The sequence below is a fragment of the Paraburkholderia sp. A1BS-2L genome, from assembly GCF_051125205.1.
GTDB lineage: Bacteria > Pseudomonadota > Gammaproteobacteria > Burkholderiales > Burkholderiaceae > Paraburkholderia.
Genome location: NZ_CP120428.1, coordinates 2,485,606 through 2,503,468, shown reverse-complemented (window position 1 = coordinate 2,503,468; position 17,863 = coordinate 2,485,606). Strand labels below are relative to the sequence as shown.

Here is a 17,863-nt window from a genome sequence, read left to right as displayed (position 1 = left end):
ACGCAGAACTCCCCATAACACGACGAAGGAACCGCATCATGTCATTTACGCTCCCGCCGCTGCCGTTCGCGAAGAACGCTCTTGCTCCGACCATGTCGGAAGAAACGCTCGAGTTCCACTACGGCAAGCACCACCAGGCCTACGTCACGAATCTGAACAACCTGATTCCGGGCACCGAGTTCGAAAACCTCTCGCTCGAAGAGATCGTCAAGAAGTCGTCGGGTGGCGTGTTCAACAACGCGGCCCAGATCTGGAATCACACGTTCTTCTGGAACAGCCTCTCGCCGCAAGGCGGCGGCGCTCCGTCGGGCGCGCTCGGCGACGCGATCAACGCAAAGTGGGGCTCCTTCGACGCGTTCAAGGAAGCCTTCGCGAAGGCTGCAGTCGGCAACTTCGGTTCGGGCTGGACGTGGCTCGTGAAGAAGGCAGACGGCTCGCTCGACATCGTGTCGACCAGCAACGCCGCCACGCCGCTCACGACCGACGCCAAGCCGCTCCTCACGATCGACGTGTGGGAACACGCTTACTACATCGACTACCGCAACGCGCGTCCGAAGTTCGTCGAAGCGTTCTGGAACATCGCAAACTGGGAATTCGCTGCGAAGAACTTCGCGTAAAGCGCAGTAGTCCGACCAGTTTCGCTTGTGCGCCGTTCGATTCGAATGGCGCAGAAAAAGAAGCCCTCGATTCGCATTGAGGGCTTTTTTGTTTGCAGCGCCGTCGCGACGCGCTTCGACATTCTTCGACGCGTTAGTTACGCGAGCGCGTCGAGCGCTTCCTGCGTCGAGCGCACTTATCCCATGTGGCGGCACCGCTTTTCGAGCGATGCATTGCATCGTTCAGTTCAGTACAAGGGCGTGCTTGCAGCCTGGCTCGCAGTGCCGCTCGCGTGAAGACCGGACGTCTCATTCCCTAGCGCAGCACCGCATCGCCGCGCGACGTGAGCACGCGGTCGATCAACCCGTATTCGGCCGCCGCCGCCGCCGACATGAAGTGATCGCGATCGGTGTCGCGCTCGATCTGCGCGATGTCGCGGCCCGTATGCGCGGCGAGCATCGTGTTCAGGCGCTCGCGCAGATAGAGCACCTCGCGCGCCTGAAGCTCGACATCGGCGGCGGTGCCCTGGCTGCCGCCCGAGGGCTGGTGGATCATGATGCGTGCGTTCGGGAGTGCGAAGCGTTTGCCAGGTGCGCCGGCGGCTAGCAGAAATGAGCCCATGCTCGCCGCGAAGCCAGTGCATAGCGTGGCGACGTCGGGCTTCACGAACTGCATCGTGTCGTGGATCGCGAGGCCGTCGTACACGGAGCCTCCCGGCGAGTTGATGTAGAGGCTGATGTCCTTTTCAGGATTCTCGGCTTCGAGAAACAGCAACTGCGCGACGACGACGCTTGCCGTCTGCTCGGTCACCGGCCCGACCAGGAACACGATGCGCTCGCGCAAGAGGCGCGAGTAGATGTCGTAGGCGCGCTCGCCGCGCCCCGAGGTTTCGATGACGGTCGGCACGAGGTTGAGCGCGCGCGGCGCAAAGGTTGCGTGATGCTGGACGGTCGGATGCATGAAATTCCTCGCCTTGGGGTAAGTGGGTGGAGGGGGGCGGCGCGGTGGCGCGGTTCCTTCCCCAAGACTCCCGGCGCGCGTTGCGTGTGACGAAAATTTTTTTGCGCGAGACTGTCACATCGGCGCGCTCGCGGTCGTCTTGGGGGCGAGAGCGCACGTAGCGCGGGCGAAGCAGTACAAGGCGGTGCAACAAGGAGCGAAGCGAATGACCCAGGTGATCGACGAAGTTGGCGTGCGGGATCTGCGCGACGCGCGCGAGCCCCTTCGGGGCGAGGTGGGGTTCGACGCGCCGTCCAGCAGGCAAGGCGGCGCATGGAGCGAGGGTCGCCGCGCTGCCGTCTTCGACCAGGAGCGCGCGCGGCTGCTGGCGTTGGCCATGCGCGTGCTGGGCGGCCGCGCCGAGGCGGAAGACGTCGTGCAGGACGCGTGGTTCCGTTGGCGCGAGGCGGATGCTCAGGCGGTGCGCGTGCCGCAGGCGTGGCTTGCAACGGCCACGGTGCGTCTCGCGATCGATCGCCTGCGCAAGCAGCGCCGTGAGCGCGCGGGCGAGCGCCAAGCGCCCGGCGCTGCGCCGTGGCTCGACGCCGCCGCGCCTTCGGCGGAGGAAGCGGGCCTGCGTGCCGCGCGTCTCGCGGATGGGCTGCTGATGCTGCTGGAGCGGCTCGGGCCGCTGGAGCAGGCCGTTTTCGTGCTGCGCGAGGCGTTCGACTGCGACTATGCCGAGATCGCCGCGCTCACGGGCTGCACCCCCGTGCATTGCCGACAGATCGTGCGCCGTGCGCGGGTGCGGCTGGTGCGCGAGCAGGCGGCCAGGCCCTTGGCGCCCGCCGACGCGGCGCAGCACGCGCTCACCGTCGAGCGGCTGCGCGAAGTGCTCCACGCGCAGGACCGCGTGGGCCTGATGGATCTGCTGGGCGTGACCGCGACGGCGCTGGCGGTGGCGGGCGCGACGATGAGTGCGGCGGCGAGTGCGGCGGCGAGTGCGGCGATGAATGCAGCATCAGGCTCGATGATGCCGCGCGCCGGCGCTGAGGTAGAGGCTGGAATCGCGGGCACGCCGCTACGCGGCCTGCGCGCGGAGACGCTCTCGCTCGACGGCGAGCCTGGCGTCGTGCTGGTGGCGGAGGACGGTGAATTGGTCGCGTGGCTGCACGTCGGCTTGGGCGACGATGGGCGCGCCGCTCCTGTGGTCTGCGTGGCCGCGACGGCGGGCGGGAGCGCCTTGCGGGCGGCCAACCGGGCGTTCGGAGGGGCGGCGGTGCGCGCACTGCTCGCCGGGATCGCCCGATCGCTCGCGCCAGCCTGAGCTGAGTGCGCAGGATTTGCGCAAGGTTACCGCGCGAGGCTACCGGGAAGCGGCGTCCCAGTTGATGTCGACGCACAGCACCTGCAGGCCATGCGCCGTCTGGGCGGCGACTGAGGCGGTCACGCACAGGTGGGCTTCGTTGATCGAGAGATAGGGCGGCGTGAACTGCACGCTGCCGGGCGCCTTCATGGCCCCGATGAAATAGGGCCGGCGCTCCCAGCTCGCGCCTTCGGAATGCAGGAGCGGCCTGAAGCGCTTGGCGCGAGGCGTCGCACGCACGTCGGGCAGCACGTTGTCGCCAATCTGGCGGCCCGAGGCGTCCAGCAAGAAGCTGCGTGCGGTGTCTGCGAGACCGAGCAGCGGCTGCGAGACATCGGCCATGCTCGCGCCCGCAGCGAGCTGCGCTGCCGCCGCTTCGAGCGCCTTCACATAGGGCGCGAGGCGCGCGCACTGGGTCTTCTCGCGCGCGCTCACACGCTCGCGCAGGCGCGCGGAGAGATCGTCCATCAGGCGCGCGGCGGTGGCGGGCGGCACGGGCTCGACCTCGGGGCGCGCGAAGTACGCGCCCTGCACGAAGTCGGCGTTGCTTTCGAGTGCGATCAACGCGTCGCGCTCGGTCGAGAGGCCGCCCACCAGCACCAGCTGGCCGGACTCGTGCAGCATCGAGACGAGTCCCGGCAGCACGCGCTCGATATGCGCATGGCGGCTCGCCTGGGCGAGCAGGCTGCGATCGAGCGTGACGATATCGGGCCGTAGCTGCCACACGCGGTCGATGTTCGAATGCTTGGCGCCGAAGCCGTCGAGCGCGATCACGAAGCCCGACTTGCGCAACGTGTCGATGATCTCCGCGAAGCGCGAATTCTCGCCGCCCGCCTGCTCCGAAACTTCCAGCACCACGCGCTGGGGCTGCAGCCCCAGCGCCTTGATGCCCGCGAGCAGTGCGTCGCCATAGCTCGTGTCCATCAGCGCGGCGGGGTGCAGGCTCAGGAAGAGCCATTCGTCGTGCGAGTCGAAGGCGTTGAAGTTGCCCAGATGCAGCGATTCCGCGAGCCGCCCGAGTTCGAGCAGATCGCCGCGGCGCGCGGCCTGCGTGAATACCTCCTGCGACGGCACCTGGCCGCCATGCTCATCGTGCGCGCGCAGCGAAGCGTGGTAACCGATCGCGCGGCGGTGGGCGACCGAGAATACCGGCTGGAATACGCTGAACACGGTGTAGCCGCCGTAGAGCACGGTGCGTCGCGCGCCTTCTTCGCCCGCGACGGGGCGCGACTGAAAGCCGGGAGGATCGAGGTCGATCATGCTGGTCATGGAACTGGGTGGTGCGCGCGACAGGTCGCGCGCGAATCTCGAGTTTACATTACAAGATAACAGTGCAAAAAGTATGCTCATTCCGACACATGGCGGCTCGGGCCATGCAGGCGGGATATCGGCTATGTCGAGACGCGCTTCGACGCCCCTTCGGCGCCCCGTTTCGACGCGGTGCGCGAGGCGGCTTCGCACTCGCGCGGCGCGTGTGCACCGCTGCGGTGCGCAGCGGGCATTGAACGGGAAGACGGCGCGCCGCGGCGTCCCGGTGTTATCAGGCGCGTTCTGATGGGTCGGTCTTCTTTGCCGTGCGGCGCACGTCGTCGGAGAGCTGGGCGAAGATCCACGACGAGGCTGCCGTGATGATCCCCACGCACACGAAAGTCGCGTGGAATGCCGGAATCACGTTCGAGCCGCTCGCATGGCGGATCAGGCCGGTGAAGGTCGTGAGCAGCGCGCCCGCCACTGTCACGCCGAGGCTCATCGAAAGCATCTGCACGAGCGAAAAGAGGCTGTTGCCGCTGCTCGCGCCACCCATGCCGAGGTCCTTGAGCGTGAGCGTGTTCATCGCCGTGAACTGCATGGAGTTCACGCTGCCGAACACGGCCAGCTGCACGATGCGCAGCCACAGCGGCTCGGCCGGCGTGGCGAGCGTGAAGCTCGCCATCATCAGGCCCACCAGCACGGTATTGGTCACGAGCACGCGCCGGTAGCCATGGCGCGTGATGAGATACGTGACGAGGCGCTTGGAGAACATGCCCGCTGCGGCCACCGGCAGCATCATGAGGCCCGCTTCGAACGGCGTGTAGCCGAGCGCGACCTGCAGCAGCAGCGGGATCAGGTACGGCATCGCGCCGCTGCCGATGCGCGCGAACAGGTTGCCGAGCAGCCCCACGCTGAAAGTGTGGATCTTGAAGAGCTCGAGCGAGAAGATCGGCCGCGGCGTACGCCCCGCGTGCAGCCCGTACGCCACGAATGCCGCGAGCGAGACGATCAGCATCACCAGTACGATCGCCTGCGGGATGCCCAGCTCGGCGCGGCCGTCGAGCGCGACCGAGATCGTCACCATGCCCGTGACGAGCAACAGGTAGCCCGGCACGTCGAATTTCGGCGTGTCGGGATTGCGGCTGTCGGGCATGAAGATGAAAGTGGCAATGCAGCCGGCCACGCCCACCGGCACGTTGATGAGAAAAATCCAGTGCCACGAGGCGATTTGCACGAGCCAGCCGCCGAGCGTCGGGCCGATCAGCGGGCCGATCAGGCCCGGGATCGCCACGAACGAGAGCGCGGGCAGATAACGTTCCGCCGGAAACGTGCGCAGCACGGCGAGGCGTCCCACGGGCAGCAGCATCGCGCCGCCCACGCCCTGCACGATGCGCGCGAGCACGAGCTGGTTCAGCGTGTGCGCGCTCGCGCACAGCAGCGAGCCGATCGTGAAGACGAGGATCGCGCCGAGAAACACGCGCCGCGTGCCAAGCTTGTCGGCGAGCCAGCCGGAGACCGGGATCATCACGGCCATCGTCAGCGAATACGCGATCACGACCGATTGCATGCGCAACGGCAATTCGCCGAGGCTCGCGGCCATCGCGGGCAGCGCCGTGTTCACGATGGTCGAATCGAGCGTCTGCATGAAGAAGCCCGTGGCGACGAGCCACAGCATCACGGACAACTTGCGGGCGGACGGCGTAGAGGTGGGGCTGGACGGGGCGGCGGATTCGGGCATGGGAGAACGCGGGCGCGCAGGCGGTGGCTGGCAGCCGCCATTGTAGTGAACCCGGCGTCGCGGCGGCGTGCTGCTGCCGTTGCGCGATACGGCAAACGCGGCACGGCCGGGGCCTGGTGAGCGGGGTGAATTACCCTGGAACACGCGCGGCCGCCGCGAAAAACGCCTGCGCGCGCGGGTCCAGCGCGAACGCCACGTTGATGCGCAGCCAGGGGCTCGGCTCGCCGTGGGGCCGGAAGTGGCTGCCTGGCGACGCGCTCACGCCGAACGGCTCGCCGCAGGGCACGAGCCGGGCCGAGTCGTCCACGTGGGGCACGCGCGCCCAGATGAACTTGCCGCCGCTCTGTGCATAAGCGCGAGCGCCGCCTGGCGCCCCGGCGGATCCGGCGAGCGGCCCAGCGAACAATGCCCAGCCGTGGTCTTCCAGCGTGCGCGAGGCGGTGCCGAGCGCTTCGGCCAGACGGCGGCGCAGCCGCTCCAGGTGCTTGCGGTACGCGCCGCGCTCGAGCAGCGTGGCCACCACGGCCTGGGTGAAGCGCGAGCCGCCGAGGCTCGTGAGCGCCTTGATCGAGGCGAGGTCGCGCACGATCGCCGGATTCGCGACCACATAGCCGATGCGCAGCGACGAGGAGAGCGTCTTCGAGAGCCCGCCCACGTAGATCACGTGCTCGAACTGGTCGAGCGCGGCGAGCCGGTCGCTGGGCTCGGCCTGGAAGTCGGCGTAGATGTCGTCCTCGACGATGGTGAAGCCGTGCTCGCGCGCGAGCTGCAGCAGGCGGAACGCGACCGGCGGCGAGACGATGGTGCCGGTCGGGTTGTGGAACACCGTGTTGATGAAAAACGCGCGCGGGCGATGCTGGGCGAGCAGCGCATGCAGATGCTCGAGATCGGGCCCGCTCGTCGTGCGCGTGACGCCGACGATCCGCACGCCGTGAAGCTTCAGCAGTCCGTACAAATTGAAGTAGCCCGGATCTTCCACGAACACGGTGTCGCCGGGCTTGAGCATGTAGCGCATCAGGAGGTCGATGCCCTCGCTCGCGCCTTCGGTGATGAGGATCTGCTGGGCGTCGGCGGCAATGCCGAGCGGCGCGAGCCGGTTGCGCAGATGCTCGCGCAGCGTGGCGTCGCCCAGCGGCGAGCCGTAGTCGACGAGACTCGACGGGTTGGTGCGCGAGACGTGACGGATCGCCTGGCCGAGCGCGTCGATATCGCGCCACGCCTGCGGGATCGAGCCGCTGTCGAGCTGCAGCGTTTCGCCGGGCCGGTTGAGCTGGGTGAGCAGGTGGCCCGATTCGTCGGCGGCGTTCGAGAGGTCGCAGGTGCCCATGCCGGACAGCCCGAGCCGCGCGTGCTCGCTCACGTAGAAGCCCGAGCCGTGCCGCGAGTCGAGATAACCAAGCGAGACCAGCCGGTCGTAGGCCTCGATCACCGGAAAGCGACTGATGCGGTAATCGGCGGCGAACTGGCGGATCGAGGGCAGACGTGCGCCCGGGTGCGCGCCGCGCGAGCGGATCCAGGTCTGCACGCCGGCGACGATCTGGTCGGTGAGCGGGACACCGCTGGCGCGGTCGAGTTCGAGTTTCATGCGGGCCTCGCTGGGAGCGGCCGGGGTTGCCCGGGCGTTGCGTGAAGACGGCTGGGGGACGATCGAGTGTTCGGTTTTTCGGCTGCACAGTTCCGGGTGAACTGTTCGGAATTGTGCATGGGATTGCCCCGCGCTGACCGCAATAATGCTCCAACCGGGAAGGCCCTTCAAGCCGCCGTTACAAGCGATCCGTCTCGCTTCGGCGGGGGGGGGCGCCGGCCCGCGAGTTATCGTCAAGGAGCACGGCAATGCGCGAAATCCGAATTTTCGAACTGGAACACGGCGAGCCCGCCGAGACTTGGCGGCTCGCGCAGGCAATGCAACTGCATGTGAGCGAGGGCGAACTCTGGCTCACGCTTGGCGGCGACGCGGGCGATTACTGGCTGCGTGCCGGCGAGTCGATTCGCCTTCCTGCCGGCGCGCGCGCGTGCTTGAGCGCGGGGCGCGCAGGGGCGCGCTTCATGCTCGCACTCGGCGGGGCGTCGGCAAACGAGGCGCGCGATATGCGGGCGGCGCCGGCTGCGTTGCCGCACGGGCAAGGTGCGCGCGGGTTTGCGGGATGGCTGGCCCAGGCGCTGCGCGAGCGCTCGACGCGGTTGCAGTGGGGCGCGCGCACCGCCGGCTGAGCGCGCATCAACGCTCGTCGCCGAATTTGCCTATATAGCGGGCGCGTGGCCGGATCAGCCGGCCATCGGCGTTCTGCTCCAGCGCGTGGGCGATCCAGCCCGTCACGCGCGCCGCCGCGAACAGCGTGAACGCCGCGCCGTGCGGCAGTGCGAGCACGCGCTCGATGGCTGCCAGCGCGTAGTCGAGCGTGGGTCGCGCACCGGTGGTCTCCGCCACGGCGTGTGCGAGCGCGTCGACTTCGTCCATCGGCGAGCGGGCGCTCGCATGCTGCGCGAGCATGTCGAGCAGCAGCCGGGCGCGCGGATCGCCGTCGGGGTAGAGCGGATGCCCGAAGCCCGGCAGCTTCGGCGTTGCGCCGAACTCGTCCGCCGCGAGCCGCTGCGCGAGATAGCGGTGCAGATCGTCGGCGTGGGCGGCTTCGTCGAAGAGCGCCGCCACGCGCGTGGTCTCGCCGCCGTGGCTCGGGCCGCCGAGCGCGGCGAGTCCGCCCGCCGCCGCGCCGAATAGATGCATGCCCGTCGAGGTGATGCAGCGCACCGTGAATGCCGAAGCGTTGAGCTCATGGTCGGCACACAGCACGAGCGCGGCGCGCAGCAGTTCCGCCTGCGCGCGTGAGCGCACGGCCCATGCATGCGCAAGCTGGCGGTGCAGCGGTTCGCTGGACGGGGCCGTGCAGACTAGCGCGGCGGCCAGCAAGCGCATCAGTTGCGTGCCCGTTTCGAGTTGCGCGTCGCGGCCTTGGGCCCAGATGCGCGGCATTTGCGTGGCGGCGGACGGCAGCAGCACCAGCGCGCGTTCGAGCGGCGAATGCGCGCTCCAGAGCTTGAGCCACGCCGACCATTGCGCGACGGCGATCGGCGCCGCGTTCGCTTCGAGCACGCGGCGCGGCGAGCATTCCCAGAGCAGCGCCGCGACCTCTTCGAGCGAGGCATGGCGCGCGAGCGCGATGGCGTCCTGGCCGCGATAAAACAGCTTGCCGTCCGCGATCAGCGTGATCGACGATTCGAGCACCGGCACGCCCCAATCGAGCACCTTCTGCGCGACCTTGCCCGCGCGCTTGCCGTCGGCCTTGCGGCGCGCGAGGCGACGAACTTCGGCGGCGGCGTAGCGGCGCGATTGGGGCCGGCTTGGAAGTTCGTGCGGGTGCGCGCTGCCGTTGGCATCGTCGGCGGGTACGGAGGTGAGCATGCCGCGGCTCACATAGGCATAGAGCGTGGCCCGGCTGATGCCGAGCGCAGCGGCGGCTTCGGCCGCGGTCATATAGCTGGACATAGTGGCGCGCCTCGCGAAACCGGAAAAATCGATCTATGTTGATCATCATAATCAAGATTGATTCGATGACGAGCGCGCACTTACCCTCGGTCCATCTTCCCCTGACCCATACAGGACGCAAGCCATGACACCCCGCGACGCGCTCGAGCACCTCTGGATGCTGGCCCATCCTCACGACAGCGCCGCAGCGCACCAGGCTGCGCTCGACACGGTCGACATCGAAGGCGACGATCCCGGCCTGCCTTCGGTGTTTCGCGTCGGCACCCTGGCGGCGGCGAGCATCGGCGCGGCGGGGCTGGCGGCCGCGCGCTTTCACCAGCTGCGCGGCGGCCCCGGGCAGCGCGTCGGCATCGATGTGCGCCGTGCGCTCGCGGCGTTTCGCAGCGAGCGCTATCTGAGCGTCGATGGCGGCGCGCCGTTCGAATTGCGCCATCCGGTCACCGGCTATTTCGAAACGCGCGATGGCCGCTGGATCCAGTTGCATGCGAACTTCGCGCACCATCTGCAGGGCATCCTGCGCGTGCTCGGCTGTGGCGAGCGCCGCGACGACGTCGCGCACGCGATCCGCACGCACTGGGACGGCGCCGCGCTGGACGAAGCGCTCGCGCAGGCGGGCTTGTGCGCAGCGCTCGTGCGCACGCCGCGCGAATGGGCCGCGCTCGAACAGGCGCAGGCCGTGGCGCGCCTGCCGCTCATTGAAATCGAGCGCATCGGCGATGGTGATGGTCGCGGCGATGGTGGCGCGCTCACGCAGCGGCCCGGTGCGCGTCCGCTCGACGGCGTGCGCGTGCTCGACCTCACGCGCATCATCGCGGGGCCGGTGGCGGGGCGCGTGCTCGCGCATCACGGTGCCGACGTGCTGCTCGTCAACGGCCCGCATCTGCCCAATATCGCGCCGCTCGTGATCGACAACGGGCGCGGCAAGCGCTCGGCCACGCTCGACTTGCGCGAGGCTCAGGACCGCGCGCAACTGCACGCGCTCGTGCGCGACGCCGATGTGTTCCTGCAAGGCTACCGGCCCGGCGCGCTGGCAGCGCACGGTTTTGCGCCCGAGGCGCTCGCGCGCGAACGGCCCGGCATCGTGTGCGTATCGATTAGCGCGTACTCGCATCGCGGACCGTGGCGCGAGCGGCGTGGCTTCGACAGCCTCGTGCAGTCGGCGAGCGGGATCGTCTGGATCGAGAGCGTGGCGGCCGCGCACGGCGGCGTCATGCCGGGCGCGCAGATTGATGCGTCGGCCGGGGCATCGCTCGATAAGCGGTTCGATAAGCCGTTCGATGCGCCGCGCCCGCTGCCTTGCCAGGCGCTCGATCACGCGACCGGCTATCTCGCCGCCTTCGGGGCGATGGTCGCACTCGCGCGGCGCGCGCAGGAAGGCGGCAGCTGGCACGTGCGCGTCTCGCTCGCGCAGACGGGCCGCTGGCTGCAGACGATGGGCATGCTCGAGCAAGGCCAGCGCGTGCCCGACCTGCGCGCACAGGACCTCGCGGATAGCTTCGAGGAGATGGATACGCCGTTCGGACGCGTGCGCGCGGTGGCCAGTGCCGAGCGGCTCGACCGCACGCCGGCGTTCTACGCGCGCCCGAGCGTGCCGATCGGGACCGATGCGCCGCAGTGGGCCGCGTGAGGTCGCTTCGCGCCTTACTTGCGCAATTCCGCGACGAAGTCGTAGTAGTCGTTGCGACAGTACGTGTCGGTGAGCTCGATGGCGCGCTGATCGGCGGTATAGCCCACGCGCGTGATGAGCAGCAGCGCTTCGTTGGGCGCGATGCTCATCTGCTGCGCAATTTCCTCGCTTGCGTTGACCGCGCGAAAGTGCTGCAGCGCGCGCACGATCGCGAGGCCGCGCTGTTCGAGAAAGCTGTAGAGCGAGTCGCCGATGGCGCTCGGGTCGGGGATCAGCGCGGCGGGGAAGGTCGAGTTCTCGACGGCCATGACGATGCCGTCGGCCAGACGCAGACGCTTCAGGCGCGTCACGGCGGCGGCGGGCGAGAGGCCGAGCTGGATCACCTCGTCGCGGCTCGCGGGCTGGATCTCGCGCGAGAGCCAGCGCGAACTCGGCGTGAAGCCGCGCTGGCGCAGCATCTCGCTGAAGCTCGTGAGACGCGAGAGCGGATCTTCATAGCGCGGCGTGATGAAGCTGCCCGCGCCCTGGGTGCGGCGGATCATGCCTTGCTCGACCAGCAGCGCGATGGCCTTGCGCGCGGTGATGCGCGAGACGCCGAGCGCGTCGGCGAGCACGCGCTCGGACGGCAGCGCCTCGCCGGCTGACCAGCGGTTCTCGTGAATGGCATCGGTCAGCTTGCGGGCGAGCTGCAGATAGAGCGGCGTGTCGTTGTCCGGGTCCGGGCGCAGGCCGCGCCAGCGGTCTTCCGTGGAGGCGTTCATGGGAGGCAGGCGTGAGAAGCGAACGGCAATTTTATGTCATAGGCGGCGCGGCGAGGAAATGATGGACTTACTCGTCGGCACATGGCCCGGGGCCACGCGAGGCGATACACTGGCCGTTTGCTGCAAGCGCAGATTCGCATGAGGCCGGGAACAAGGGCCTGGCTTGCGAGCTTTGCATGGGGCAGGAGAGCTCTGCATGAGACCGGAGCAAGCGCCAAAGCGCTAATTCCGGATCGCAAAGTGCTGAAGCACCAACGCCTGCCGACACAGGAGACTACATGACAACGGATATCGCCAGTATCGCGCTGCCTGGCGGCGAACGCATCGCAAAGCTCGGGCAGGGCACGTGGGAAATGGGTGAGCGGGGGGGCGACCACAACTCGCGCCGCGCCGACGAAATTGCCGCGCTGCGCAAAGGCGTCGCGCTCGGCATGACGCTCATCGACACTGCCGAAATGTACGGCGACGGCGCGACCGAAACGCTCGTCGGCGAAGCGCTGCAAGGGCTGCGCGAGGACGTATTTCTCGTCAGCAAGGTGTATCCGCACAATGCGAGCCGGCGCGGCGTCGAGCGCGCCTGCGAGGCGAGCCTGAGGCGCCTGAACACCGACAGGCTCGATCTGTATCTGCTGCACTGGCGCGGCGGCGTGCCGCTCGAAGAAACGGTGCAAGGGTTCGAAGCGCTGGTGCGCGCAGGCAAGATCCGCTACTGGGGCGTGAGCAACTTCGACACCGAGGACATGGAGGAACTCTTCGAGGTCCCCGGCGGCGACGCTTGCGCAATCAACCAGATTCTCTACAACGTCGCGCGGCGTGGCCCCGAGTACGATCTGCTGCCCTGGGGCGCTGCGCACGGCATGCCGCTGATGGCGTATAGCCCCGTCGATCATGCGCGGCTGCCGAGGCGCTCGCCGCTCGACGACATCGCGTCCCGGCATGGCGTGTCGATTTATCAGGTTGCGCTTGCGTGGGTGCTGCGTCAGCCGAACGTCTGCGCGATTCCGAAGGCGGGACGCGTCGATCACGTGCGCGACAATCGCGCCGCGCTCGACCTCGTGCTGAGCGCCGAGGACCACGCGATGCTGGACGCTTACTTCAAGCCGCCGCGCAGCAAGCGGCCGCTGGAGATGCTTTAGCGCGGTAGAGGTCAGGACAGGCCGCAAGAGTGCGGAGGCTTCCGGCCACCGGCGGCGGCGCCCGGCCGGGGGACCAGGAGACCGCCGCCGTGATGCCTGGAATGACGCGACCGGCCGTCGCGCCAATTCGGAGTGGTTGCGTTGGCATGCTCGCACCGCCGTGCGAACTCAGTGACCGCCGCCGCCTTTGCCGCCACCGGAGCCGCCGCCGTACCCGCCGCCCGGGCCGCCCGACGGTCCCCCCTTGCCGAATCCTCCACCGAAGCCACCACCGAAGCCACCACCGAAGCCACCGCCGAAGCCACCGCCGAAACCACCGCCGAAACCACCGCCGAAACCACCGCCGAAACCGCCTGAGGGGCCTCCTGAAGGTCCGCCCGACGGGCCGCCGTGAGCGCCGCCGCAACCGCATCCGCTCGATCCGCCGCCGCCGTTACTTCCACCGCCGCCGTTACTTCCACCGCCGCCGTTACTTCCACCGCCGCCGTTACTTCCACCGCCGCCGTTACTTCCACCGCCGCCGTTGCTTCCACCGCCGCCGTTACTTCCACCGCCGCCGTTGCTTCCGCCGCCGCCGTTGCTTCCGCCGCCGCCGTTGCTTCCGCCGCCGCCGCCCGAGTTGCTGGAGCCGCTGGTCGCGCCGCCGACGCCTGAACTGCCGCGGCCAGAGCCGGATCCCGAACCCGAGCCTGAGCCCGAACCCGAGCCCGAACCCGAGCCCGAGCCCGAGCCCGAGCCCGAGCCCGAGCCCGAGCCCGAGCCCGAGCCCGAGCCCGAGCCCGAGCCCGAGCCCGAACTGCCTCCAGCGCTCGCTGAACTCGAAGTGGGTCCGTTGCCGCTACCGCCGCGCCCGCAGTTGCCGCTGGTGGCCGCGTAGCAGTTCCTCGGCTCGAAGACAAAGGCGGCGTCGGCTGCTGCGCTTGCCCGGTCGGCGGCAACGGTATCCGCGCCCGGGGCATGGCCGGTGGCGTCCGACGTAGCTGACTTGAGCGCGGGATTGCCCGGCGACGTGTCCTCGACCGGCAAGCCGGCGCCCATCGTGCCGGCCGCGCCGCTCGCAGGCAGCGCGGCTTCGGCGACGATCACCCAGCTTGGAGCCGTTGCGTTGTCGGCGGCATGGGCATCGACGGCCGGCAGGAACACGCTCGCGCCAGCAGCGCCGATTGCGCTGATTGCACCGACTGCGAGCCCCCGACTGATCCCGTAGTAATGCTGATTAAAAATTGTTTTGTTCATTACTTTCTCCCCGGAAGCGATAGCGTGTACCCGCTTCGCTTCTCTTACGCCTTGCGTCCGGCGCTGCATCGCTGATGCGCAGACGCCGTTCCCCGTCAGGCCAGCAGCGTTTGGTGCCGACACCGCGCCGACGCGTGCTTCATGCCGTGCGCTGTTGGCACAGCCTCGCCGGCGCGGGCGGTAAGAGCGGCACCCGGATGCGTTTGCACCGGATGACCGATTCAGTCAGGAATCCTTGCTGACTGCCGCGGACTGTTACGGAGGCGGCGCAAAGCATGTGTGCCGTGCTGCCGGCCATCCGTTCGCCCGGCGCGAGAAACCGCGCGCCTCATCCCCATTCCATCTGGATTTCACAGCGCTGGGCGCAGGCCGGATGCCTGGTGCCGATTTAGCGAGTTCCGTGCCATCGGTCCAGCAAGTCCGCGTGACGAGGACTTAACACTTTCTCTATGGCTATGGGGCGGAAAAATTAACGGAAAACGTTTCGACGATGAAACGCGTGCGGAGTGCCTGGCGATTCGCGTTGCAAAACTGGACAACGCAACGAATTTCGTCTGACCTTCGCGCGGCTCAGGAGTGGGGTTGTGCCGAGGCCGTTTCGGCTTGAAGCGTGCGCAGCTGCTCGGCCGGAATGTGGCAGCGGATGCAATGACCGTGGGCATCCGCGTCGAAGGGCGGCGCGGCTTCGTCGCAGATCGCGCCGAGCTTGCGTGGGCAACGCGCGCTGAAGACACAGCCTGTCGTGCCGCCGGTGGCGTTGCGCGGTATGTCGCCGGTGGGCGTGCCGGCGAGGGTATGGCTCGTGGATGTTTCGCGCGTGAGCATGCCGGGATTGAGCAGCGTTTCGGTATACGGATGGCACGGGCCGCTGAGCACGGCGCTCGCGGGGCCGCTCTCCAGCACGCGGCCCGCGTAGAGCACCATGACGCGGTCCGCGAGATAACGCACTACGTCGAGGTCGTGTGAGATGAACAGATAGCTCACGCCGTGCTCGCGCTGCAGGCGCGCCAGCAGATTCAGGATGGCGGCCTGCACCGAGACATCCAGCGCCGAGGTCGGCTCGTCGCAGATCACCACACGCGGTTCGCCCGCGAACGCCTGAGCGATTGCCACGCGCTGCTTGAGGCCGCCCGAAAGCTGCCGCGCGCGGGCTGCGAGGTAGCGCACCGGCACGCGCACCGCTTCGAGCAGCGCGGCAATGCGCGCCGCGTTGCGGGCTTCGGCGCTTTGGTCTGTAGTCCCGCCTGCAGTTTCGTCCGCGGGCTCCTCTGCCGCTTCGCGCGATCGCGCGCTCGATGCATCGCCCGCGCCTGCGCGCCGTGCCTGGGCGAGCGCGCGGCCCACCAGCCGCCTTACTGGCAGTGCACGATTGAGCGAGGCGTCAGGATGCTGGAACACGATGCGCAACGCCTGCAGCTGCCTGGCGTCGCGCTGCGCGAGACGCTCCGCGAGGGGCTGTGCGTCGAGTTCGAGGGTGCCGCCCGGGTCGGCGGCTTGGAGCCCGAGCAGAAGCTTCGCGAGTGTCGTCTTGCCGCTGCCCGATTCGCCGACGAGGCCGAGCGTTTCCCCCGTGCGCAACTCGAGCGAGACGTCGTCGAGCACGCGCTGCGCGTGCTCGCCGCGGCCGAAGGTGCGCGAAACATTGGCCGCGCGCAGGACCACTTTCGCCTCGTGTGCGCGCGGTGCGCACGGCGTTTCCTCAGCCGGTTCGTTTGTCTGCGGATTCGACTGTCCGGTTGATGGAGCAATGGTCTGTGCACCGGTGCGCATATCGGCGACGTTCGCGTGGTCCGCACTCTCGGCGACCGGCAGCTCGATGGCCCGCTCGTGATAGTGGCAGCGCGACATCTGCTCGCCGTGCGCCGCTTCCATGCGATGCGGCGGCGGCGCGTGCTCGCGGCAACGCGCGTCAGCGAGACGGCAGCGCGGAGCGTAGACGCAGCCATGCGTGAGCGTGCCAGGGGCCGGCAGCTCTCCGGGAATCGTGTCCAGCGCGCCATGCGCCTTGTTGCGGCCCGGCGCCGGCAGGCAGCGCAGCAGCCCCACCGTGTACGGATGGCGCGCCCGCGCGAACACGTCGCGCGTTGCGCCTTCCTCCACGAGGCGTCCCGCGTAGAGCACGCCCATGCGCTCGCACATCCCGCGGATCACGGCCAGGTCGTGGCTGATGAGCAACACCGCCATGCCGAGCTCCGCGCGCAGTTGTGCGATGAGCGCGAGCACCTCGGCCTCGACGGTGGCGTCGAGGCCCGTGGTGGGTTCGTCGAGGATCAGGAGCGCCGGGTTCGACGCGAGCGCCATCGCGATCACCACACGCTGCTGCATGCCGCCGGAGAGCTGATGCGGCCAGCTCGCCATCACGCGCGCGGGGTCGGCGATGCGCACGCGCTCGAGCATCGCATGCGACTGCGCGAGCGCGTCGGCGGGGTGTGCCCCGGCGGCTTCGAAAGCCTCGCTCAGCTGGCGGGCGATCGTGAGCGTCGGGTTCAGCGCGCTGGCCGGATCTTGATAGACCATCGACACCTTGTGGGCGCGCAGCATGCGCAGACCTTCGCGATCGAGCGAGAGCACGTCCTCGCCAGCGATGGCGATGCGCCCCGCCTTCACGCGGCCGTTATGTGCGAGATAGCGCAGCACGGCGAGCGCGACCGTCGATTTGCCGCAGCCCGATTCGCCCACGAGGCCATACGCTTCGCCACGCCTGATGCGCAGCGACACGTCGGTGAGCACGTCGCGGTCCTTGCCACGCACGCGGTAGGCCACCGTGAGGCCGACCAGCGCGAGCGCATCGTCGGCGCGCGGTGCGTGGAAGGTGGCGAGGGCGGGGCGCACGGCATTCATGAGTCGAGCTCCTCGCGCAGGCTGTCGGCGATCAGGTTGACCGCCACCACGAGCGATGCGATCGCGAGTGCATCGAAGGCGACGGTCCACCACGCGCCACCCGCGAGCAGTGCGTACGACTCGGCGAGCGCGAGGCCCCAGTCGGCCGAAGGGGGCTGGATGCCGAAGCCGAGAAACGAAAGCGTCGCCACCGCGAAGATCGCGTAGCCGAGGCGCACCGTTGCTTCAACAACGATCGGCGGCCAGACGTTCGGCAAGATCTCTGCAAACATCACGTAGTGCGCGCGCTCGCCGCGCAGCCGTGCGGCGGCCACGTAGTCGAGATGGCGCTCGGCGAGCACGGCCGCGCGCACGGTGCGTGCGACGAGCGGCGCGAAAGTGATGCCGATCACCAGCACGACGGCGAGGTTCGACGCGCCCACGGCCGCGAGCACGAGCAGCGCGACGATCACGAGGGGCAGCGCGAGCACGGCGTCGAGCGCGCGTGCGACGAGCGTGCCCGCCCAACCTTCGACATAGCCGGTCAGGAGGCCGAGCGCCGTGCCCGCGAGCGTGCCCGTCAAGGTGGCGAGCGGTGCGATCGTAAGAATGTCGCGCGCGCCCACGATCACGCGCGAGCAGATGTCGCGGCCGAGCTGGTCAGTGCCGCACCAGTGCGTGCGCTCGGGCGGCAGCAGCGAGCTGAGCGGGTCGGACGCATAGGCGTCGTAAGGCGCGATCCAGGCGCCCGCGAGGGCGCAGACGATCCATGCGAGCAGAATCAGCGTGCCCAGCACGAACGCGGGCGAGCGCAGCAAAAGACGCAACGTGGCCACGAAGTGCGGCGCGCCAGCTTCGGCCTCGTGCGAGGTCGCATTGTTAATCGATTCGGATACCGTATCGTTCAT

General features: G+C 68.8%; 14 protein-coding genes. 5 read left to right on the top strand and 9 right to left on the bottom strand.

The features are described 5' to 3' along the window. The first annotated feature begins 38 nt into the window (after nt 1-38). On the top strand, nt 39-617 hold the full coding sequence (gene sodB / locus P5W98_RS11365; protein ID WP_421024616.1) for a superoxide dismutase [Fe]: 579 nt from the start codon (nt 39-41) through the stop codon (nt 615-617). Nucleotides 618-912: 295 nt separating this feature from the next. Here sodB and clpP read toward each other — a convergent pair whose 3' ends face one another. Further along, a complete protein-coding gene (gene clpP / locus P5W98_RS11360) occupies nt 913-1,557 on the bottom strand; it encodes an ATP-dependent Clp endopeptidase proteolytic subunit ClpP (RefSeq protein WP_421024615.1) in 645 nt (214 codons plus the stop codon). A gap of 205 nt (nt 1,558-1,762) precedes the next feature. Here clpP and P5W98_RS11355 point away from each other — a divergent pair, with 205 nt between their 5' ends. Then, on the top strand, nt 1,763-2,863 hold the full coding sequence (locus P5W98_RS11355; RefSeq protein WP_421024614.1) for a sigma-70 family RNA polymerase sigma factor: 1,101 nt from the start codon (nt 1,763-1,765) through the stop codon (nt 2,861-2,863). Nucleotides 2,864-2,902: 39 nt separating this feature from the next. On the opposite strand, the gene P5W98_RS11350 is transcribed toward P5W98_RS11355, so the two are convergent. The 3 genes from P5W98_RS11350 to P5W98_RS11340 form a co-directional block, all read right to left on the bottom strand. Continuing rightward, on the bottom strand, nt 2,903-4,171 hold the full coding sequence (locus tag P5W98_RS11350; protein ID WP_421024613.1) for an EAL domain-containing protein: 1,269 nt from the start codon (nt 4,169-4,171) through the stop codon (nt 2,903-2,905). A gap of 271 nt (nt 4,172-4,442) precedes the next feature. After that, on the bottom strand, nt 4,443-5,891 hold the full coding sequence (mdtD, locus tag P5W98_RS11345) for a multidrug transporter subunit MdtD (RefSeq protein WP_421024612.1): 1,449 nt from the start codon (nt 5,889-5,891) through the stop codon (nt 4,443-4,445). 130 nt (nt 5,892-6,021) lie between these two features. Next, nucleotides 6,022-7,476 (bottom strand): PLP-dependent aminotransferase family protein, encoded by a 1,455-nt coding sequence (locus tag P5W98_RS11340; protein WP_421024611.1) that lies wholly within the window; start codon nt 7,474-7,476, stop codon nt 6,022-6,024. Between the two features lie 248 nt (nt 7,477-7,724). On the opposite strand from P5W98_RS11340, the gene P5W98_RS11335 reads away from it, so the two are divergent. Then, a complete protein-coding gene (locus P5W98_RS11335) occupies nt 7,725-8,102 on the top strand; it encodes a DUF2917 domain-containing protein (RefSeq protein WP_421024610.1) in 378 nt (125 codons plus the stop codon). A 7-nt stretch (nt 8,103-8,109) separates the two neighbouring features. Here the strand turns inward: P5W98_RS11335 and P5W98_RS11330 are convergent, their stop codons facing one another. Then, entirely contained in the window at nt 8,110-9,375 is a 1,266-nt protein-coding gene (locus P5W98_RS11330; protein ID WP_421024609.1) for a citrate synthase, read from the bottom strand. Nucleotides 9,376-9,499: 124 nt separating this feature from the next. Here P5W98_RS11330 and P5W98_RS11325 point away from each other — a divergent pair, with 124 nt between their 5' ends. After that, nucleotides 9,500-11,002, top strand: coding sequence for a CoA transferase (locus tag P5W98_RS11325; protein WP_421024608.1), 1,503 nt, complete (start codon nt 9,500-9,502; stop codon nt 11,000-11,002). A 14-nt stretch (nt 11,003-11,016) separates the two neighbouring features. Here the strand turns inward: P5W98_RS11325 and P5W98_RS11320 are convergent, their stop codons facing one another. Further along, entirely contained in the window at nt 11,017-11,763 is a 747-nt protein-coding gene (locus P5W98_RS11320) for a GntR family transcriptional regulator (RefSeq protein WP_213299888.1), read from the bottom strand. A 278-nt stretch (nt 11,764-12,041) separates the two neighbouring features. Between P5W98_RS11320 and P5W98_RS11315 the strand changes: the two genes are divergently transcribed. Next, complete coding sequence (locus tag P5W98_RS11315; protein WP_421024607.1) at nt 12,042-12,899, top strand: aldo/keto reductase; 858 nt, start codon at nt 12,042-12,044, stop codon at nt 12,897-12,899. Between the two features lie 168 nt (nt 12,900-13,067). Here P5W98_RS11315 and P5W98_RS11310 read toward each other — a convergent pair whose 3' ends face one another. The 3 genes from P5W98_RS11310 to P5W98_RS11300 all read right to left on the bottom strand — a co-directional run bounded on the left by P5W98_RS11310 (nt 13,068) and on the right by P5W98_RS11300 (nt 17,863). Further along, a complete protein-coding gene (locus P5W98_RS11310; RefSeq protein ID WP_434715264.1) occupies nt 13,068-14,135 on the bottom strand; it encodes a hypothetical protein in 1,068 nt (355 codons plus the stop codon). Between the two features lie 570 nt (nt 14,136-14,705). Next, entirely contained in the window at nt 14,706-16,976 is a 2,271-nt protein-coding gene (locus P5W98_RS11305) for a dipeptide ABC transporter ATP-binding protein (RefSeq protein WP_421024605.1), read from the bottom strand. Beyond that, nucleotides 16,973-17,863, bottom strand: a complete 891-nt coding sequence (locus tag P5W98_RS11300; RefSeq protein WP_421024604.1) for an ABC transporter permease — start codon at nt 17,861-17,863, stop codon at nt 16,973-16,975. Before P5W98_RS11300 ends, P5W98_RS11305 begins: the two co-directional genes overlap by 4 nt.